This is a genomic window from Faecalibacterium sp. I2-3-92 (genome assembly GCF_023347315.1).
In the GTDB taxonomy this organism is placed as follows: Bacteria; Bacillota; Clostridia; order Oscillospirales; family Ruminococcaceae; genus Faecalibacterium; species Faecalibacterium duncaniae.
The window spans coordinates 235,196-254,354 of sequence record NZ_CP094470.1; the positions used below are offsets into that span (position 1 = coordinate 235,196).

General features: G+C 61.4%; 15 protein-coding genes. 10 read left to right on the forward strand and 5 right to left on the reverse strand.

Features of this window, described 5'->3' with window-relative positions:
- Position 1 precedes the first annotated feature (1 nt).
- The 3 genes from aroA (at position 2) to MTP42_RS01105 (ending at position 3,193) form a co-directional block, all read left to right on the forward strand.
- Entirely contained in the window at positions 2 to 1,276 is a 1,275-nt protein-coding gene (gene aroA / locus MTP42_RS01095) for a 3-phosphoshikimate 1-carboxyvinyltransferase (protein WP_249257771.1), read from the forward strand.
- Complete coding sequence (locus tag MTP42_RS01100) at positions 1,266 to 2,126, forward strand: prephenate dehydrogenase (RefSeq protein WP_097772985.1); 861 nt, start codon at positions 1,266 to 1,268, stop codon at positions 2,124 to 2,126. The genes aroA and MTP42_RS01100 overlap by 11 nt, the downstream gene beginning before the upstream one ends.
- A gap of 104 nt (positions 2,127 to 2,230) precedes the next feature.
- Positions 2,231 to 3,193, forward strand: a complete 963-nt coding sequence (locus MTP42_RS01105) for a helix-turn-helix transcriptional regulator (RefSeq protein ID WP_097769744.1) — start codon at positions 2,231 to 2,233, stop codon at positions 3,191 to 3,193.
- A gap of 37 nt (positions 3,194 to 3,230) precedes the next feature.
- Here MTP42_RS01105 and MTP42_RS01110 read toward each other — a convergent pair whose 3' ends face one another.
- Positions 3,231 to 5,270: an AAA family ATPase gene (locus tag MTP42_RS01110; RefSeq protein ID WP_249257772.1), complete on the reverse strand. Its 2,040-nt coding sequence runs from the start codon at positions 5,268 to 5,270 to the stop codon at positions 3,231 to 3,233.
- Between the two features lie 124 nt (positions 5,271 to 5,394).
- On the opposite strand from MTP42_RS01110, the gene pulA reads away from it, so the two are divergent.
- On the forward strand, positions 5,395 to 7,350 hold the full coding sequence (gene pulA, locus MTP42_RS01115; protein WP_249257773.1) for a type I pullulanase: 1,956 nt from the start codon (positions 5,395 to 5,397) through the stop codon (positions 7,348 to 7,350).
- Positions 7,351 to 7,457: 107 nt separating this feature from the next.
- On the opposite strand, the gene MTP42_RS01120 is transcribed toward pulA, so the two are convergent.
- Entirely contained in the window at positions 7,458 to 8,867 is a 1,410-nt protein-coding gene (locus MTP42_RS01120; protein WP_249257774.1) for a S1C family serine protease, read from the reverse strand.
- A gap of 465 nt (positions 8,868 to 9,332) precedes the next feature.
- On the opposite strand from MTP42_RS01120, the gene MTP42_RS01125 reads away from it, so the two are divergent.
- From MTP42_RS01125 to MTP42_RS01135, 3 genes are all read left to right on the forward strand, one after another.
- Positions 9,333 to 10,190: a GNAT family N-acetyltransferase gene (locus tag MTP42_RS01125; RefSeq protein ID WP_207697143.1), complete on the forward strand. Its 858-nt coding sequence runs from the start codon at positions 9,333 to 9,335 to the stop codon at positions 10,188 to 10,190.
- A 302-nt stretch (positions 10,191 to 10,492) separates the two neighbouring features.
- Positions 10,493 to 12,097, forward strand: a complete 1,605-nt coding sequence (locus MTP42_RS01130) for a peptide chain release factor 3 (RefSeq protein ID WP_005928402.1) — start codon at positions 10,493 to 10,495, stop codon at positions 12,095 to 12,097.
- 145 nt (positions 12,098 to 12,242) lie between these two features.
- The gene (locus tag MTP42_RS01135; RefSeq protein ID WP_249257775.1) at positions 12,243 to 13,226 is read left to right on the forward strand and encodes an aldo/keto reductase; all 984 of its coding nucleotides are present in this window, start codon (positions 12,243 to 12,245) and stop codon (positions 13,224 to 13,226) included.
- Between the two features lie 69 nt (positions 13,227 to 13,295).
- Here MTP42_RS01135 and MTP42_RS01140 read toward each other — a convergent pair whose 3' ends face one another.
- Genes MTP42_RS01140 through MTP42_RS01150 form a run of 3 tightly spaced genes read right to left on the reverse strand, consistent with a single transcriptional unit; the run spans position 13,296 to position 14,957 of the window.
- On the reverse strand, positions 13,296 to 13,544 hold the full coding sequence (locus tag MTP42_RS01140; RefSeq protein WP_005928396.1) for a phage holin: 249 nt from the start codon (positions 13,542 to 13,544) through the stop codon (positions 13,296 to 13,298).
- Between the two features lie 16 nt (positions 13,545 to 13,560).
- Positions 13,561 to 14,184 (reverse strand): GH25 family lysozyme, encoded by a 624-nt coding sequence (locus MTP42_RS01145; RefSeq protein WP_249257776.1) that lies wholly within the window; start codon positions 14,182 to 14,184, stop codon positions 13,561 to 13,563.
- Positions 14,184 to 14,957 carry a hypothetical protein gene (locus tag MTP42_RS01150; protein ID WP_249257777.1) on the reverse strand — a complete coding sequence of 258 codons (774 nt, stop codon included), beginning with the start codon at positions 14,955 to 14,957 and terminating at the stop codon, positions 14,184 to 14,186. The genes MTP42_RS01145 and MTP42_RS01150 overlap by 1 nt, the downstream gene beginning before the upstream one ends.
- 274 nt (positions 14,958 to 15,231) lie before the next feature.
- Between MTP42_RS01150 and MTP42_RS01155 the strand changes: the two genes are divergently transcribed.
- The 3 genes from MTP42_RS01155 (at position 15,232) to glgB (ending at position 19,151) form a co-directional block, all read left to right on the forward strand.
- Positions 15,232 to 15,540: a hypothetical protein gene (locus tag MTP42_RS01155; RefSeq protein ID WP_143405754.1), complete on the forward strand. Its 309-nt coding sequence runs from the start codon at positions 15,232 to 15,234 to the stop codon at positions 15,538 to 15,540.
- Positions 15,537 to 16,613, forward strand: coding sequence for a 3D domain-containing protein (locus MTP42_RS01160; RefSeq protein ID WP_242985208.1), 1,077 nt, complete (start codon positions 15,537 to 15,539; stop codon positions 16,611 to 16,613). Before MTP42_RS01155 ends, MTP42_RS01160 begins: the two co-directional genes overlap by 4 nt.
- Positions 16,614 to 16,889: 276 nt before the next feature.
- Entirely contained in the window at positions 16,890 to 19,151 is a 2,262-nt protein-coding gene (gene glgB / locus MTP42_RS01165) for a 1,4-alpha-glucan branching protein GlgB (RefSeq protein WP_097772975.1), read from the forward strand.
- Positions 19,152 to 19,159 lie beyond the last annotated feature (8 nt).

Sequence of the window (19,159 nt, forward strand, 5' to 3'; positions counted from 1 at the left end):
GATGGATGTGGTGGTAAAACGCGCCCGCCCAGTGGCGGGCAGGATCGCCGCGCCGCCCAGCAAAAGCATGGCCCACCGGGCGGTGCTCTGTGCGGCGCTGGCAAAGGGAACCTCCCATCTCCATCATCTTGCTTTCAGCAAGGATATCTCCGCCACGCTGGGCGCGGCGGGCCGACTGTGCGCCCGTGTCACCACCGGTGAAAACGACGCGGTGGTGGAGGGGCTGGGCCGCTTTCTGTCGGTTGATGCCCCCGTGGACTGCTGTGAGAGCGGCAGTACCCTGCGCTTCCTCATCCCACTGGCCAGCCTGACTGGGCAGGAAGTGACTTTTACAGGCCGTGGGCGGCTGATGGAGCGGCCCCAGTCGGTCTACAAAACGCTGTATCAGCAGCAGGGCCTGCGTTTTGAGCAGGGCGCGGACCGCCTGACTGTGGAAGGTGCCCTGACCCCGGGCGAGTACGAGCTGGCGGGCAATGTGTCCAGCCAGTTCATCAGCGGGCTGCTGTTTGCCCTGCCCCTGCTGGGCGGCACCAGCACCCTGCACCTCATCCCGCCTGTGGAGAGCCGGAGCTACATCGATATGACCCGCGCGGTGCAGCACGCCTTTGGCGTGGAGAGCCGCTGGCTGGATGAAAACACGCTGGAAATTCCCGGCGGGCAGCACTATCTTCCCGGTGATTACACCGTGGAGGGCGATTACAGCCAGGCGGCTTTTCCTGCCGTGCTGGGCGCTGTGACCGGCGGTGTGGCCATCACCGGCCTGTCTGAGGAGACCTTGCAGGGCGATGCCGCCATTCTGGAGATCCTCCGGCGGTGCGGCGCAAGATTCACCCGCACCGGGCAGGGCGTGGTGTTTGAAAAGGCCCCGCTCCACGGAACGGACATCGACCTTGCCGACTGCCCCGACCTGGGCCCTGTGCTGATGGTGCTGGGCCTGCTGTGTGAGGGAACCACGGTCATCCGCAACGCCGAGCGTCTCCGCATCAAGGAGAGTGACCGCATCGAGGCCATGGAGACCGAGCTGCGGGCCTGCGGCGGGCAGCTGGAGAGCGAGGGCGGTACCATTACCATCCATGGCTGTGCCGGCGCGCTCCATGCCCCGGAGCAGCCGCTTTCCGGCCACAACGACCACCGCGTGGTGATGAGCCTTGCGGTGCTGGCGCTGGCCGCCGGGCTGGCCCTGCCCATCAGCGGAGCCGAGGCCGTTGCCAAGAGCTGGCCGGATTTTCTGGAAGCCATCAAGCCTTTGGGCGCGGAGGTGGAACATGTTGGATAAATCAAAGCGCTATCTCATTGTGGGTCTGGGCCTGCTGGGCGGCAAGTACGCCTTGGAGCTGAGCAGGGCCGGGTTCCATGTGGACGGCATCAACCGCAGCGAGGGCCATCTGCAGTATGCCCTCGACCACGGCTATATCGCCAGCGGCAAGACCCACGATTTTGAGGATCTGGTGCGTCAGGCCGATCATATCATCTTCGGTTTGTACCCCACGGCCCTGATCGAGTGGTTCCGGACCTACGGCCACCTGCTGAAGGAGGGCTGCATCTTTACCGATGTGTCGGGCGTAAAGACTGGTCTGGTGGAGCCCATTCAGGCCATGTGCAGGCCGGGCGTGGAGTTCATTGCCAGCCACCCCATGGCGGGCCGTGAGACCTCCAGCGTGGAGCACGCCGCCGAGGTGAATTTTGCCCCGGCCAACTTCATTGTGACCCCCACGGAAAAGAACACCCCGGAGGCCATTCAGTGGGCCAGGGAGCTGGCCGAGGTGCTGGGCTTCAAGCATATCTGCACCCTGACCGTGCAGGAGCATGACAGGATGATCGGCTATGTCAGCCAGCTCTGCCATGCCATCGCCGTCAGCCTGATGTGCGCCAACGACAATACCTCGCTGTGCGAGTACACCGGCGATTCCTTCCGGGACCTGACCCGCATTGCACGCATCAACGATAAGATGTGGGCAGAGCTGTTCCTCTGGAACAAGGAAAACCTCATCTCCGAGATCGACCAGTTCAGCGGGGCGCTGAACGAGATGCGCAACGCCCTTGTGGCCGATGACCGGGAAAAGCTGGAGGAGATGTTCCGCCTGTCCACCCAGCGCCGCGCGGCGTTTGATAAGAAAGCGCCGTAACCTTTTCAGCACACAGCACTGCTGTTTTTTTCTGGCTCCTCTGCTGGGGAGCTGGAATCGAGACTGAGAGGTTTGGCACAACACGAAAAAATGAGGTGTACCGAATGCCCAAACAGGAAGGCCAGAAATCCAAGCTGCTGGCGCTATTGCGCATTTTTGAGCAGCAGACCGATGAAAACCACCTGCTGAACGTGCCGCAGCTGGTGGAGCTGCTGGAGGCGCAGGGCATCCGCTGCGAGCGCAAGAGCGTGTACAGCGATATTGAGGCACTGGGTGCGCTGGGCTATGATATCAAGCTGCGCCGGGGCCGGGGCGGCGGGTATTTCCTTGCCAGCCGCACCTTTGATCTGGCGGAGCTCAAGCTGCTGGTGGATGCCGTGCAGGCAAGCCGGGTGGTATCCGGCACCACGAGCAGGCGGCTGATCCACAAGTTGGAAAAGCTCTGCTCCAACTACGAGGGCAGCCAGCTGCAGCGTCAGGTCTATGTGGAGGGCCGCCCCAAGACCGACAGCAAGAGCCTGCTGTACAGCATCGATGCCCTGCACGAGGCCATCAACAACGGTAAAATGGTGGAGTTCCTCTACAGAAAAGCCGACAGCCGCGAGAAAGAGAAAAGGACCGTCAGCCCGTGGCAGCTGGCCTGGGAGAACGGGTGCTACTACCTCATTGCCTTTGCCGATGAAAAGGGCATCCGCCATTACCGGGTGGACAAGATGAGCGGGGTCCGGGTGCTGGATGCGCCCCGGCGGGGTCAGGAGCAGTTTGCGGATCTTGACCTGCCTGCCTATCTGCGCAAGCACTTTGGAATGTACGGCGGGCCGGAGCATCGCGTTACCCTGCGGTGCACCGCGGATCTGGAAGGTGCCATGCGGGAGCGCTTTGGCGCAACGCCCATGTTTTTACCCGAGGAGAATGGCTGCTTCCATTTCGATGTCCCCATCTGCGTCAGTGACCAGTTCTATGGCTGGGTCTGCGGCTTTGGCGGCAAGATAGAAGTGGTTGCCCCGCCCGAAGTGCGGCAGGGAATGCGGGAGATGACCGCCCGGCTGGCAGAACAGCATCAATAACACAAAAAGGACTGCAAAAGCAGTCCTTTTTGCGTGTTTACGGTTCCTTCAATTCCAGATCACTGGGCAGGATCAGATCCAGCGCGGCGGCGGGCTCGGCGACAAGGCGGCGGCTCTGGTGGAAGATGGCCTTTTCCAGTGTGTTGCGGGCAAGGCGGCCATTGCCGGCGGTGCGGGCATCGGCTTCCTGCCAGCGGGCATAGTAGCCCAGCAGGGGTTCGGTGCAGGCTTCGGCCAGGGTGTAGCCCTTGTTTTTGGCAAGGACCTGGGTGATCTGCAGCAGCTCCACGGCGGTGTAGTCCGGGAACTCGATCCGGTTGGGAAAACGGCTGGCAAGGCCGCTGTTGGCGGTGAGGAAGGTCTCCATCTCCTTGGTGTAACCCGCCAGAATGACCACCAGCTCATCCCGGTGATCCTCCATTCCCTTCACCAGCGTGTCGATGGCTTCCAGCCCGAAGCTGTCCTGCTCGCCGCGGTAGAGGCTGTATGCCTCGTCAATGAAGAGCACGCCGCCCAGCGCGCTCTCGATGACGCTGTTGGTCAGGGGGGCGGTGTGGCCGGTGTAGCGGCCCACCAGGTCGGCACGGGTCACCTCCACCAGCTGCCCGCCCTTGAGGGCACCGATGGCTTTCAGATACCGTGCCACCAGCCGGGCAATGGTGGTCTTGCCGGTGCCGGGGTTGCCCGTGAAGATCATGTGCATCGAAAGGCTGGCAGTCTTGAGCCCGGCGGCGGCGCGGCGTTGCTGCACCTGCAGGTTGTCGGCCAGACCGAACACATACTCTTTCACGGGAGCAAGGCCCACCAGCTCGTTGATCTCGGCGCGGATGGCATCCAGCGCGCCGGTGTAGGCGGCAGGCAGCAGGTCGAACAGGGGCTGGTCTGCGCCGTCGTTCAGGCGGAACAGCACCCCTTCCGGCCCGGCGGTCAGGGTCACGGTGCCGGTAAGGGTTTCATCGGTCTGCAGGCAATATTCACTCAGGGCGCGGAAGATGCGGTCGGTGCACGCGGAAAGGCCTGCTGCACCCTTCTGTGTGGTGCACTGGGCTGCGACATAGTCCCGCACGTCGGCCCCGGCGGAAAGGGTCAGCCCCAGCCGGGTGCGGATCTTCTGGGCCAGCGCGTTGAGCTGCTGTGCGGCAAGGGCGGCCAGATCCTCCCGGGTGTAGGAGGCCGTCTCGCAGACATCCCCCAGTGCCGACACCAGTGCCGCGCCGAATTTGTCGGCCAGTGCCTCCCGGCCCTTGTGGGAGTAGAAGATGAGGTATTTGCCGCAGGGGTCGATGCGGCTGACGGCTCCCGGGGCCAGCGCCGTGCCTGCATCCACAAGGATGCCCTCCTTGTTCACGAGATACCGGCTGGACAGGGGGGCGCTGCCCTTGACGGCCAGATCAGACAGGGTCTTCAGAAAGCCGGGATAACAGCTCTCATAGTGCTCAAAGGCAAGGATCTCCCCGGGTGCGTGCAGGGCAGCGTAGAGGTCCTGCAGGAAGAGCTTCTCGGCTCCGGAATTGGGGTAAAGGGCCAGATCCAGCGTGGCGATCCTGTCGCTCTGCAAAAGGCCCCGGGCCGCCATGCAGCGGGCAGTTTCTTCCAGTGCAAAATGCCTGCCTGTGCCTGCCCCGCCTGTGAGCAGGATGACGTTGCGGGCGGCGGGGGCTTCGGTACCCAGCACAAAGGGGCGGCGCATGGCCCGCACCACGCTGTCCACAAAAGCATCCTGCCCCAGCACCGTCTGCTTGACCTCGGCGGCAAGGCCTTCAAAGCTGCCCAGATGCTCCGGCTTCACGTCGGTGGTGCCCCTGGCCAGCAGGCCTTCGTCCTCCATGTCCCGCAGCATCTGGCGGCTGCTTTCCAGCGCGGCGGCGGTGGCATCGCTCTGGGTTTTGAGCTGGGCGTTCTGCTGCTTCAACAGCTCGTCCAGCCGTTTCTGCTGTTCCAGAAGCGCCGCGTTCAGGTCAGGCAGGGCGGCGCTGCCGCCTGTTTTGGGTGCAGAAGTGCCGGGGGCGGCCTTGAATCTGCCCCCCGGGCCGAACACGCCGTTCATCAGACTTTCCCAATCATCGGTGTATGCCATAAAACTTCCCTCCGTGCAGTGTTTTTTCTTTCAGTATAGTGGAGTCTGGTACGTTTTGCAAGGAAAGGGTTGAAATAAAGGACAAAGTTCGTTACACTATTGTCAAACGAAAGGATGAATTGCCATGGAGCCAAGAACACCTGCTGAATGGAAGACGCTGTTTGAGAGCGAAGCCTTTGCCCGCCAGACGGAATACTACGGCCCGCTGGGGGTGGAGTATACCCCCGCCGGGACACACCTGCGCCTGTGGGCTCCCACGGCAAAACAGGCAGCAGTGAACCTGTACCGCCGGGGCACCGGCGGGGCCTGTGTGGGCACCCTGCCCCTGCAGCAGCAGGACAAGGGTGTGTGGAGCATCTATCTGCCCGGCGACCAGCACGGAAAATACTACGATTTCACCCTTACCACCTCGTTTGGCACCTGCAATGCAGCGGACCCCTACGCCCGCTCGGCTGGGGTGAACGGGGTACGCAGCATGATCTTTGACCCGGCTCGGGTGGACCCGCAGGGCTGGGAGCGGGATGTGCGGCCGGTGATCCCACCGGCCCGCCGCAGCGTTTGGGAGGTCAGCGTCCGGGATTTCTCGCAGGACCCGGCCAGCGGTGTGCACACAGCCTGGCGGGGCAAATTTCTGGCCTTTACCCAGCAGGGCACGACCCTGAGCAGCGACGGCATCCACCCCACCTGCCTGAATTACCTCAAACGGCTGGGGGTGAGCTATGTCCAGCTCATGCCCATCTTCGATTTTGGCAGCGTGGATGAGAGCCGCCCCCTGACCCGGCAGTATAACTGGGGCTACGACCCCACCAACTTCAATGTGCCCGAGGGCAGCTACTCCACCGACCCCACCCGGGGTGAGGTGCGGGTGCGGGAGTGCAAGCAGATGATCGCGGCCCTCCATGCGGCGGGCATCGGCGTTGTAATGGACGTGGTGTATAACCACATGTATCGTTCCGATAATGTGCTGAACCGGGTGGTGCCCCTCTACTACTTCCGCCAGAACGACGACGGTTCCCTCTCCAACGGCAGCGGCTGCGGCAACGAGTTTGCCTCCGAGCGGCCCATGGCCCGGCGCTATCTCATTGATTCGGTGCTCTACTGGGCACGGGAATATCACATCGACGGCTTCCGGTTTGACCTGATGGGCCTGTATGACGTGGAGACCATGAACCTCCTCCGGGCTGAACTGGACAAGCTGCCCGGCGGGCGGGATATTCTGATGTACGGTGAGCCGTGGCAGGGCGGCTGCAGCGCCCTGCACCGGTACGAGGCCAACAAGAACAACCTGAACATGCTGAACGAGCGCATCGGCATCTTTTGCGACAACACCCGGGATGCCATCAAGGGCGGCTGCTTCGATGCCCGGGAGCCGGGCTATGTGGAGGGCAAGCCCGGGAGTTTCTGGGATATCGGTGCTTCGGTGGCGGCGTGGTGCCGCAGTGAAAAGCTGCCGCCTCACGCCCCGGGACAGATCATCAGCTACGTTTCGGCCCACGACAACTTCACCCTGTGGGATAAGCTCCTGATGGTGCGCTACGCCCGCCCGGAGTTTGCCGCTGTGGACAAGACCGCGCTGGCCCAGAACCGGCTGGCGGCGGGCATCTACCTGACCAGCATGGGCCTGCCTTTCTGGCAGGCGGGCGAGGAGTTTGCCCGCACCAAGAAGGGGCAGGGCAACAGCTACCACTCCAGCCCGGCCCTCAACCGGCTGGACTGGCACCGGGCCGAACAGTTCCACAGCCTTGTGGATTACTACCGCGGGCTCATTGGTCTGCGGGCGGCGTTCCCCCGGCTGGGCGCGCTGGACAAGGCCAGCCCTGCCGCCATCGAGTTCTTCCCGCTGGAACAGCCTCTTGTGGGCTGGCGGCTCCCCGCCCAGTGGGGCGACGGCGCGGCATGGAGCGCCCTGTGCGTCTACTATAACCCCACCGAGACGGCGCAGGTCGTCACTCTGCCCGGCGGCAGCTGGAAGCTGCTGAGTGACGGCATCTCCTCCAGCCTGTGGCGGGGCAGCAGCCGCATCTGCACCGGCCAGACCGTTCTCCTGCCCCTGAGCGCCACCGTGTTCGGGCAGGTGTAAAAATACGGTCTGCCGTTGCTTGACAACCTGCAATTGAAAATCCCCTGACCAGTTCACGCCGGTCAGGGGATCTTTGATTTATGGATCAGGAAAAAGATTGGGGAAAATCAGGAGTTTTTCTGTGCCTGCTGGGTCTGGGCATTCTTCTCGCCCAGAGTCAGGCTGACAGTCTGCATCTGGCCTTCCCGGGCCACGGTGATGGAAAGGGTATCACCGGCGGCATGCTGCTGGATCAGGGTGCCAAGGTCGTCCTTCTGGGCGATCTCGGTGCCGTCGATGCTTACGATGCGGTCACCGGTCTTCAGACCGGCCTTGTCGGCGGGGCCGCCCTGCACAACATCCACAACATAAACGCCATAGGCATTGACGTTGAGCTGTGCGGCGGTCTGGGCATCGGTCACAGCCAGATAGGTGATGCCCATGTAGGGGCGGCCGGAGACGTAGCCGTTCTCCAGCAGATCCTGTGCCACCTTGATGGCATCGTTGATGGGGATGGCGAAGCCCAGACCCTCCGCATCGCTGGAGGAGGACTTTGCGTTGACCAGACCGATGAGCTCACCGTTCATGTTGAACAGGCCGCCGCCGGAGTTGCCGGGGCTGACAGAGGCATCCATCTGGATCAGGGACATGGTGTTGGTGGAGCTGGTGCCCTGGATGGTCACGCTGCGGTTCAGGGCGCTGACGATGCCGCTGGTCACGGTGCCGCCCAGCTCACCCAGCGGGTTGCCCACGGCCAGCACGCTCTCGCCCACGGCAAGGCTGTCGCTGTTGCCAACGGTGGCGGGGGTCAGGTCAGTGGCATCGATCTTGAGGACAGCCACGTCGCTGGTGTCATCCTCGCCCACCACGGTGGCGGGGTAATCGGTATCGCCGATGGTCACGGTGATGTTGGACGCGCCGGACACAACGTGTGCACAGGTCAGGATATAGCCGTCGGAGCTGATCACGACACCGCTGCCAGCACCGCTCTCCACCTGGTTCTGGCCGTACCAGGACCACTGGGAGTAGACCACCTGTTCGGTGGTGATGACCACAACGCTGGGGCTGACCATCTCAGAGACCTGAGCGGTGGTCATGCCGGAAGCGGTGTTCACTGCGGAGGCAGAGCCGGAATCACTGCTGGACGTGGAGGAAGGTGCCACCTGCTGGATGACCACCTTGCCGCCTGTGTTGCCCACCTGGGCTCCCACAAAGCCGCCGACAAAGCCCATGGCTGCGGCCAGCACCAGTGCAACTGCACTGCGGGCGATATTGCTGTTTTTCCGGCGGCGCTTTTTGGGAGGCTGCTTGGGGCTTCCCTGTGCGGCCTGATACCGGGGGCCTTCCGGAGGCGGCACCGCGCCGCCATCGCTGCCGCTGTTCGGGTCGGCCTGGGGGGCGGCCTGTGCGGCCTCGCCGTAGGTGCCTGCCGTGTTGGCGGTGTTCATGCCGGAGGAGCCGACGTTGGGGTAGCCGGTCTCGCCGGTCTGGCTATGTTCAGAGGAATAATCGTATTCCCACTTGTTCTCGTTATCCATACTGGTTACTTCCTTTCTCAAAGGGAATGGTTCGGAGGGGGCGCTTCTGCCGCACCTCCTTGGAACTGTTTCTATTGTATCCGGTAATTGTGAAAAGGAATCGCTGACCGGGTGAAGAATATGTGAAATAAGGTCGCAGCGGGAAGCCTTGACAGCGGCGCGGGGGCTTGGTATTTTAAGGGTGCAGCGCAGAAGCCGGCAGCGTTGCGAAACCTCTCCGTCATCTTCGCTTTGCTCGATGCCAAGGCCTCTCCTAGTAGGAGAGGCCTTGGCATACCGTCGCGTTTTCGTGGGTCGGCGCTTCGCTCCTGTTTGCCCTGCGGCAGGTATTGGTTTTGGAGCGTCAGCGATTATTGCGAAAAAACGAATCTTCTGCCAAGGGCTCCCCTACTAGGGGAGCTGTCGCGGCAGCGCCCGCGACTGAGAGGTTAGCCCAACAGGGCAAGTCCGCGAAAGGAGCAAATTATGAAACTGGAAAAGACCCAGGGCGGTTATGCCCTGTATAAAGAGAAAACCATCATTGGTACCTGCCAGGCCCGGCCCACGGAGCAGGGCGCGGACATCACTGCCCTGACCATTGTGCCGGAATGGCGGCGCAAGGGCTACGGTTCCTACCTGTTAAAAGAGGTATTGCGCAGCCTGGGCGGCTATGACAAAGAGAGCGCCACGGTGTTCACGGCTCCTCTGCCTGCCGATGCGGGGGAGCTGGCCTTCTGGGCAAAGTTCGGTTTTGCGGCAGAGGGCAGCGGCCTGTGCCGCCGCCGCACCCCCGACCTGACGGCCGTGAAGCTTGTGCAGGACTTCCTCGCCGCGCGGCTGGCTGACCCCAGGCTCTGCATCGATGCCACCTGCGGCAACGGGGGCGACACGGCTTTTCTCTGCCGCCTTGTGGGCGAAGGGGGCCGGGTGCTGGGCTTTGACATCCAGCCGGAAGCCATTGCCTCCACCCGACAGAACCTTGCACGGAAGGGCCTTGCGGCAGAGCTTCACTGCGACAGCCACGCCAACCTCTTACAATATGTACAGCCCGGTACCGTCGATGCCGTGATGTTCAACTTCGGCTGGCTGCCCGGTGCCGACCACGGGGTGTTCTCCCACGCCCAAAGCAGCATCCCGGCGCTGGAAGCTGCCCTCGAGGCCCTGCGGCCCGGCGGGGTGCTCAGCGCCATCCTGTACAGCGGCAAGGTCATCGGTTCCGACGAAAAGACCGAGATCCTCCAGTGGATGCGCTCCCGGCCCCTGAAACAGTGCACCGCCCTTGTCTGCGGTTTCGCCAATTGGGCCGATACCGCCCCCTTGCCCTGCTTCCTCCTGAAAAAATAACAAAAACTCTTGCATCTAGGTGGAATTGCTGGTAAAATATAAGTTGTGTGTAATTTGGGCATCCTTGCCCTCTCAGCCAAAGCCTGTCGGCTTTGCCAGCTCCCCCGAAGGGGGAGCCAACGCATCTGGAAGGAGAAGTGCTGCAGATCTGCAGGGCCTGTACCTGGAGCAGCAACCGGCTCTCCCTTTGGGAGAGCTGGCTGCGAAGCAGACTGAGAGGGCAAGCCAGTTTACGGAGAATCACCAATGTAACGTGAGATTGACCGAATAAAGAGCCATTCTGATTCAGGAGAAATCAATATATGACAAATCGTGAAGAGATCGAGCGCCGCCGGACGTTTGCGATCATCAGCCACCCCGATGCCGGCAAAACGACCCTGACCGAAAAGCTGCTGCTGTACGGTGGAGCCATCAATCAGGCCGGCTCCGTCAAGGGCAAGCAGAGCGCCAAGCACGCTGTGTCCGACTGGATGGACATCGAGAAGCAGCGCGGTATTTCTGTCACTTCCTCTGTCCTGCAGTTCAACTATGCAGGCAAGTGCGTGAACATTCTGGATACCCCGGGCCATCAGGACTTCTCGGAGGATACCTACCGCACCCTGATGGCAGCGGACTCCGCTGTCATGGTCATCGATGCGGCAAAGGGCGTTGAGGCCCAGACCATCAAGCTGTTCAAGGTCTGCACCCTGCGCCATATCCCCATCTTCACCTTCATCAACAAGATGGACCGCGAAGCCCGCGATCCCTTTGAGCTGATGGAGAACATCGAGGAGATCCTGGGCATCAAGACCTACCCCATGAACTGGCCCATCGGCTGCGGCAAGGAGTTCAAGGGCGTGTTCGACCGCAACACCCGCAAGGTGCTGGCCTTCTCCAGCGATGGCCGGGCCAACGGCGTGAAGAAGGTCAACGAGACCGAGGCCGAACTGGGCGATGCCGCACTGGACGAGCTGCTGACCCCCTACCTGCACCAGCAGCTGGTGGACGAGATCGAGCTGCTGGACGGCGCTGCCGAGGAATTTGACCTCGACAAGGTGCTGCGCGGTGAGCTGAGCCCTGTGTTCTTTGGCTCTGCTCTGACCAACTTCGGCGTGGAGCCCTTCTTGGAAAACTTCCTGCGGCTCACCCCCACCCCGCTGGCCCGTGTGGACAGCCTGACCGGCGAGCCGGTGGACCCCTGCCGCGACGAGTTTTCGGCCTTCATCTTCAAGATCCAGGCCAACATGAACAAGGCCCACCGTGACCGCATCGCCTTTATGCGCATCTGCTCCGGCAAGTTCGAGCGCGGCATGGAGGCTTACCACGTGCAGGAGGGCAAGAACATCAAGCTTGCCACCGGCACCCAGCTGATGGCGCAGGATCGCGCCATCGTGGATGAGGCCTACGCGGGCGATATCATCGGCCTGTTTGACCCGGGCATCTTCTCCATCGGCGACACCCTGTGCACCGGCAAAAAGAAGGTCGAGTTTGCGGGCATCCCCACCTTCTCACCGGAGCATTTTGCCCGCATCGAGCAGAAGGATACCATGAAGCGCAAGCAGTTCGTGAAGGGTATGGAGCAGATCGCCCAGGAGGGTGCCATCCAGATCTTCCGCGAAGTCGGCGGCGGCATGGAGGAGGTCGTGGTCGGCGTGGTCGGTGTGCTGCAGCTGGAAGTGCTGGAGTACCGCCTGAACACCGAGTACAACGTGGAGATCCGGATGCAGCAGCTGCCCTTTGAGCAGCTGCGCTGGGTGAAGAACGACCCCGACACCTACAACCTGCGGGATCTGGACCTGACCAGCGATACCAAGGCTGTGGAGGATATGAAGGGCAACCGTCTGCTGCTGTTCACCTCTGATTGGGCCGTCCGCTGGGCTGAGACCCACAACGACACGCTGGAATTGAGCGAGTTCGGCAATATCTGATTGGAAAAGAGAGCTGCTGTGCGGAGCTGACTCGCACCGCAGTTCTCTTTTTTATAAAAAAAGCAAAAAATACAACAAAAGATGCCAGCCTCTGTATGAATGGTTCCAATTGCGGGGAACACTGCTGGCATGGAGGGAAACGTATATGGAAAAACTGAACATTGGCCGCAGCGGCATCGAAGTGCCTTTTCTGGGCATGGGCACCTGGGCCATCGGCGGCGGCAGCTGGTGGGGCGACAACGATGATGCCCTTTCGGTCAAAGCCATCCAGACTGCTGTGGAGCAGGGCATCCGGTGGATCGACACCGCGCCCATCTACGGCCTGTACCACAGCGAGACCGTGGTGGGCGAGGCCCTGAAGCACATCGACCGGGACAAGGTGGTGCTCTCCACCAAATGCGGCCTGGAGTGGCGGCATGAAACGCCGGTGCTCCACAAGGTCGTGGACGGCACTGCCGTCTACCGGGACCTCTCGGCGCAGAGCATCATCGAGGACGTGGAGGACAGCCTGCGCCGTTTGGGCACAGACCACCTGGATGTGCTGTACACCCACTGGCAGAGCCCGGACCTCGGCCTCTATCCGCTGGAGGAGACCGTGGAGGCCATGATGAAGCTGAAGGAGCAGGGCAAGATCCGCGCCATTGGTGCGTCCAACGTGACGGCGGATCTCATCCGGGGCTACTGCCGGTATGGCCAGCTGGATGTCATTCAGGAGAAGTACAGCCTGCTGACCCGCCGCATCGAAAAGCAGCTCCTGCCCACCTGCAGGGAGCTGGGTGTTTCGGTGCAGGCCTACTCCCCGCTGGAGCAGGGTCTGCTCACCGGCAAGGTCACTATGGAGACCACCTTCCCCGAGGGCAGCACCCGGAACAGCAACCCCAGCTTCCAGCCCGCCCGCCGGAAGCAGGCGCTGGACCTGCTGGCCAAGTGGGACGACCTGACCGGGAAATACGACTGCACCATGGCCCAGCTGGTCATTGCCCTGACGGCCCGGATGATCCCCGGCCTGCATGTGCTGTGCGGTGCCCGCACCCCGGAGCAGGTGCTGGACAATGCCGGTGCACTGAATATCAAACTGGATGGCGCGGATGCCGTCCGCATGAAGTGGGACGTGGATGCCATTTCCTGAGCCGGTGCTTCAGAATAAAAGCAGATAACCAAAAAGGGACGATGCAGCAAAAGCATCGTCCCTTTTTGGTTATTTGTGCTCCTTCAGCTGGCAGAGGAAGTCATCGGCTTCGATGGCCTCCGGGGTGAAGGAATTGTTCTTCCACCAGCTGACCAGCGCGGTGGCAATGGTCAGGCCGGTGGAGACCAGCTGCTCCAGCTCTGCCGATTCAATGGGCAGGACACGGTGGCCGGTGGCGCTGAGCACCTGATTGGTCAGCGCCAGTGCCAGCGCCGCCGTGCGGGCCAGCGTGGCGGGAGAGATCTTGCATTTCTTCATGGGAAACTCCTTTCTCTTATAGGATGGTACGGTCGAGCCCCGCCCGGTGGAGCAGGGCGGGATAATCCTTTTCGGTGCGGCTCAGGTCCACGGGGCCGGAGATGCCGGGTACCCTGCCCCTGCTGGTGTACTGCCACATTCCGTGCCTGCGGGCCGGGCGTTTGCCCCGGTAGTCCGCCAGCCAGAGGTCGAAGGGGGCCAGCGTGTCCATGTGCAGGGCGGTATCTGCAAAATGGGTGTAGGTGTATACCATGGCGTACAGGCCCCAGTGCTCCAGCTGCCGTGCCGCCCCGGCAACAAGGGCGGAGAGCGCGTCCGGTGTCAGAGCACGCAGGCGGGCATCCTCCACGTCGATGGCAGCAGGCAGCTGAAGCCGCTTTCCCCTGAGGGCATCGTGCAGGAGGGCCAGCTCGGCATCCCGCTGTGGGGCGGTAACGGCACAGCTGTAATAGTAGACCCCCACCGGGATGCCCAGCCGGATGCAGGCAGAGTAGTTTGTTTCAAACATGGGGTCGATGTAGGGCGTGCCGTTCCTGCTGCCCAGTGCGCGCAGCATCACGCCGTGGACCCTGCTGCTGGCTTTTACGGTATCCCAGTCTATGCGGCCCTGCCAGCGGGAGACATCCAGCACCGTGAACATCAGGTGGCCTCCAGCAGGGCCTTGAGGGCGGCGGGAGTGACGGTGTCCACCACCAGACTGCCATCGCTGCGGATGGACAGCACCCGCAGGAGGGCACCAGCCTGCGGGGCCACCGGGGCAGGCAGCGCGCCCACGTCCTGCGCATCCAGCACCACCGCGCCGCCTTTGCCGTTGACACTGAGCAGGGTGCCGTCCTCGGGCGCAAAGGATTCGGCACGCAGGGCGGCGCTCTCGGCGCGGGAAGCTGAGGTCGCGGCACGGCTGCCATTCAGTGCTGCCCGCTCGGCAGCGTCGGCAGCGGCCTGCGCCTGCCGGGCGGCATTGGCCTCACTGGCGGCGCTGTTCTGGGCCGCCTGCACCGCCGCATCGGCCTGCCCCGATACCTGGGCGATGAACTGTTCGTACACCGAGGGACTGGGCTCCTCCACGGTGCCGTCGGTGGGCAGGATGTCGTAGACATCGTACCGGCCCGGGCGGGTGTAAGCGGTATAGCCGCTGCCGTCGGTGGCGGCCAGCATCCATTGCCCGGCGGGCCAGCCCGTGAAGCTGCGGCCCACGGGCGCGCTGTGCGCTGCATCCAGCACAAGGGGTGCGGCAAGGGTGCCGTCGCTGTGGCGGATGTGCAGGGTGACGCTGCACCCGGCCCATTCCGCAGGCAGCTGGAACACCAGCCGGTCCACGCCCTCGGCGTTCTGTGCGCCCAGGTGCAGCCGGGCAGGCTGGGCTGTGAATTCGGTGCCGCCCAGCGTGCGGGGAGTGATCTTGATCTGCATAAAAACCTTCCTTTCTTCGTTTTGACCCCATTGTACCGGTTTGCGGCAGGGCGCGGAAGTGTGGTCTTTTTTTATGGCGTTTTTTACCTTTCGGCATTTTGCTGGAAGCCGGTTTTTGACAGAAACTGCGGAGAAACTCCCCGTTATTTCCGGCAGGAAAACAGCGGGGAATTTGTGCCGCAAAATGTCGGATTACGCATGATTGATGCGCCGGAATGTGCAAAAGAGCCCGGCGATTTCTCCCCGGAAAACAGATTTGAAATGTTAAAAAATTATGAACGAATACGACCAATTTTTTGGGAAAATTTCAGAAGGAAACGACCGAAATCATTCTGAATCAGGGGAAACAATATACAGATTGCACAAAAAACTATGTGAAACAATTGTCAAGCCGAAGCGCGCGGATTTGACAAATGGGCCGTCGTCTGCTAAAATAGTGCCCGCTCAACGGATCATACACACGTTGGAGCGTTTAAATTTTATTTCTCAGGAAGTAAAACGCCGTATAAAAAGACGGCCCTTTGCAGGGAAAAATGCCCTGCGCTTTGCGGGCAAAGGAAGAGCCCGCCGCATTCCCAAATGATGAAAAGAGAGGAGTTGTCTCGTATCGCTTCCGTCAAATTTCAAAAAGCATTGTCTGACCGCGCTCGTGCGGTCACACCCCGTGTGCTGGCGTTCTGCGTCATGGCAGTGAGCCTTGTGTTCACTTTGGCCGTGACCGCCGCGAATCTGCGGCTGACCTACGTCACCGACTCCGATGGTGCGCGTCAGCTGGTGGTCAGCAGTGAGACTGACCCTGCCCGCGTCATGAGCCTTTCCGGCATTGAGGCCGAAGAGGGCGACCACGTTTACTACACCGCGTTCAGCGGCAATCTTGCCACCCTGAACATTGAGCGGGCCTTCACCGTGAACATCCAGGCCGACGGCCAGGAGTACCCGGTGAAGATGGCCTTTGGCACCGTTGCCGATGCGCTGGAGCGCGCCGGCATCACCCTGGAGGCAGATGACTACACCGAGCCTGCGCTGGATCAGCTGGTCACTGTGGGCAGTGAGATCACGGTGCACCGGGTGGACTACCAGGACAAGGTGGAGACCCAGACCATCCCCTATGACACCCAGTATGTCTACACCAGCCTGTACTTCCGCAACACCGGCCGGGCCACCACCCTGCAGCATGGGGCGGAAGGTCAGCAGACCGTGACCACCCGCGAAAAGTATGTGGACGGCGAGCTGGAAAACAGCATGGTGGTGGATGTGACCACCACGGTGGAGCCCACCGACCATGTCATCAAGACCTATGGTGCCGGTGCGCCCGTTTCTCCCCTGACCGGGCCGGACGGCACCACCAACGCCCCCGCCTCGTACAGCCAGGTCCTCACCGGCAAGGCCACGGGCTATTATTCCCGCACGGGCAAGGGCTCGTCGGGCCTGGGCCTGGGCTACGGCACCGTTGCCGTTGACCCCAGCGTTATCCCCTATGGCACGCTGCTGTACATCACTTCCACGGACGGCAGCTTTGTTTACGGTTATGCCGTTGCCACCGACACCGGTATCGCGGTGCAGAAGGGCCAGATCCTGGTGGACCTGTTCTATGAGACCTACGCAGAGTCGGTCATCAACGGAGCCATTCAGGTCAACGTTTACGTTGTAGGTTGAACCGCATAGCACACGGAAAAATTTGAAAAAGCACCCGCTTCAGTTTCCTGGATTTGCAGGAAAAATGAGGCGGGTCTTTCTTTTTGCCCTATATTCTGTAAAGTTTGCCGAGAATTCTTGTGTAAAATTGGATAAGTTGACCACAATGGAAAAATATTGACGAAAAGATTATGGTAGATTTTGACGGAAAGCCCTTGAAAAATCGGACAAAATTCTTTAATATAAGAGAGTACAAAGGTATAGGCTCACTGCGGCCTGTACGGGGAGGAGCTGTTTATGAGACCGACGGAAGAAAAGATCCAGAAAGATCCCTCGGATCTGCCGATTTATCTGTTCAAGCAGGGCAACAACTGCGAAGCATACCGTTACTTTGGTGCACACCTTGAGACCCGCGCCGGAGAGTCCGGTGTGGTGTTCCGTGTTTGGGCACCCCATGCAGCCGCCATCAGTGTGGTGGGCGATTTCAACAGCTGGAAGCCGGGCAGCCACCCGATGCGTAAAGTGGATGGGGATTCTGTCTGGGAGCTGTTCATCCCCGGCGTAAAGGAATACGATGTCTACAAGTACTGTGTGACCACCCGGGGCGGCGACCTGATCTACAAGGCCGACCCCTATGCGTTCCATGCGGAGACCCGGCCCTCCAACGGCAGCAAGGTCTACGATATCACCGGCTTTGCCTGGCACGATGATGCCTGGCAGACTGCTCAGAAAAAGGCGGACGTGATCAACGGCCCGATGAACATCTACGAGATGCACGCGGGCAGCTGGAAGCTGAAGGACGAGAAGGTTCCCTATAATTATTCCGAGCTGGCCGATGAGCTGATCCCCTACATCCGGGAGATGGGCTACACCCATGTGGAGCTGCTGCCCGTGATGGAATATCCCTTCGACGGCAGCTGGGGCTACCAGGTCACGGGCTATTTTGCCCCCACCAGCCGCTACGGCACCCCCAAGGACTTCATGGCCTTTGTGGACAAGATGCATGAGGCCGGCATCGGTGTCATCATGGACTGGGTGCCCGCCCACTTCCCGAAGGATGGCTTCGGCCTGTACAACTTTGACGGAGAGGCCTGCTACGAGGACCCCAACCCCAAGCGCGGTGAGCATAAAGAATGGGGCACCATGGTGTTCGACTTCGGCCGCAGCGAGGTGCAGAGCTTCCTGATCTCCAGCGCCCTGTACTGGCTGGAGCAGTACCACATCGATGGCCTGCGCGTGGATGCCGTGGCCTCCATGCTGTATCTGGATTACAACCGCAAGCAGGGCGAATGGGAGCCCAATAAGAATGGCGGCAAGGAGAACCTGGAAGCAGTGGCTTTCCTGCGCAAGCTGAACGATACGGTTCTGGGCCGCCACCCCCACAAGTGCATGATCGCGGAGGAGTCCACCGCATGGCCCATGGTCACCAAACCGGCCAGCGACGGCGGCCTGGGCTTCAACTTCAAGTGGAACATGGGCTGGATGAACGACATGCTCAGCTACATGAAGACCGACCCGCTCTTCCGCGCGGGCAACCACAACAAGGTCACCTTCAGCTTCTTCTATGCCTTCAGCGAAAACTTTGTGCTGCCCATCAGCCACGATGAAGTGGTGCACGGCAAGGGCAGCCTGATCAACAAGATGCCGGGCGAGTACGAGGCAAAGTTTGCCAACCTGCGCACCTTCTTCGGCTATATGATGGCCCACCCCGGCAAGAAGCTGCTGTTCATGGGGCAGGAGTTTGGCCAGTTCACGGAGTGGAACGAGGAAAAGCAGCTGGATTGGATGTTGCTGGACTACGACAAGCACACCGAGCTGCAGAACTACGTCAAGACCCTGAACGCCTTCTATAAAGAGCACCCCGCCTTCTGGCAGATCGATTACAGCTGGGAGGGCTTCCAGTGGATCGTGCCCGATGACTCCAAGCAGAGCGTGATCGCCTTCCTGCGCAAGGACGCAAACGGCAAGCAGATCCTGGTGGTCTGCAACTTCAACCCCGTCCTGCGCGAGGGCTATGCCCTGGGCGCACCTGTGGCAGGTACATACAAGGAAGTGCTGAACAGCGATGATGAGACCTTCGGCGGTTCCGGCGCGGTCCATAACAAGTCCGTGCGCACCCACAAAAAGCCCCTGCATGGCTTTGAGCAGAGCATTACCATCACCCTGCCGCCCATGAGCACCCTGTATTTTGAGGTGCCCACCAAGCGCACCCGCAAGGCAGCAGATCCGGCCAAGACGGCCCAGACCGTGAAAAAGACCGCTGCCAAAAAGACAGCCGCCAAGACCACGAAGACTGCCAAGGCTGAGCCTGCCGTGAAGGAGGAAAAGCCCAAAAAGACCTCTACCCGCAAGGCAAAGGCAGAAGCGGAACCTGCACCGGAAAAGGCTCCGGCCAAGCGCGGCCGGAAGCCCAAGGCAGAAGCCGCTGCCGCGCCCAAAGCAGCACCCGCCAAGCGGGGCCGCAAACCCAAAGCCGAGCCCGCTGAAGCTGCCCCTGCGGCAGCCGAAAAGCCTGCCCGCAAGCCCCGCGCCAAAAAGGCCGCCAAGACCGAGGAGTGACCGGGGCG

Excerpts from the sequence above, each read along its gene's own strand:
- pulA (WP_249257773.1), top strand. The coding sequence starts at position 5,395 with ATGGAGCCAAGAACACCTGCTGAATGGAAGACGCTGTTTGAGAGCGAA.
- MTP42_RS01130 (WP_005928402.1), top strand. The coding sequence starts at position 10,493 with ATGACAAATCGTGAAGAGATCGAGCGCCGCCGGACGTTTGCGATCATC.
- MTP42_RS01140 (WP_005928396.1), bottom strand. The coding sequence starts at position 13,544 with ATGAAGAAATGCAAGATCTCTCCCGCCACGCTGGCCCGCACGGCGGCG.
- MTP42_RS01160 (WP_242985208.1), top strand. The coding sequence starts at position 15,537 with ATGATGAAAAGAGAGGAGTTGTCTCGTATCGCTTCCGTCAAATTTCAA.
- MTP42_RS01105 (WP_097769744.1), top strand. The coding sequence starts at position 2,231 with ATGCCCAAACAGGAAGGCCAGAAATCCAAGCTGCTGGCGCTATTGCGC.
- MTP42_RS01150 (WP_249257777.1), bottom strand. The coding sequence starts at position 14,957 with ATGCAGATCAAGATCACTCCCCGCACGCTGGGCGGCACCGAATTCACA.
- glgB (WP_097772975.1), top strand. The coding sequence starts at position 16,890 with ATGAGACCGACGGAAGAAAAGATCCAGAAAGATCCCTCGGATCTGCCG.
- MTP42_RS01155 (WP_143405754.1), top strand. The coding sequence starts at position 15,232 with ATGAACGAATACGACCAATTTTTTGGGAAAATTTCAGAAGGAAACGAC.
- aroA (WP_249257771.1), top strand. The coding sequence starts at position 2 with ATGGATGTGGTGGTAAAACGCGCCCGCCCAGTGGCGGGCAGGATCGCC.
- MTP42_RS01120 (WP_249257774.1), bottom strand. The coding sequence starts at position 8,867 with ATGGATAACGAGAACAAGTGGGAATACGATTATTCCTCTGAACATAGC.
- MTP42_RS01145 (WP_249257776.1), bottom strand. The coding sequence starts at position 14,184 with ATGTTCACGGTGCTGGATGTCTCCCGCTGGCAGGGCCGCATAGACTGG.
- MTP42_RS01100 (WP_097772985.1), top strand. The coding sequence starts at position 1,266 with ATGTTGGATAAATCAAAGCGCTATCTCATTGTGGGTCTGGGCCTGCTG.
- MTP42_RS01110 (WP_249257772.1), bottom strand. The coding sequence starts at position 5,270 with ATGGCATACACCGATGATTGGGAAAGTCTGATGAACGGCGTGTTCGGC.
- MTP42_RS01135 (WP_249257775.1), top strand. The coding sequence starts at position 12,243 with ATGGAAAAACTGAACATTGGCCGCAGCGGCATCGAAGTGCCTTTTCTG.
- MTP42_RS01125 (WP_207697143.1), top strand. The coding sequence starts at position 9,333 with ATGAAACTGGAAAAGACCCAGGGCGGTTATGCCCTGTATAAAGAGAAA.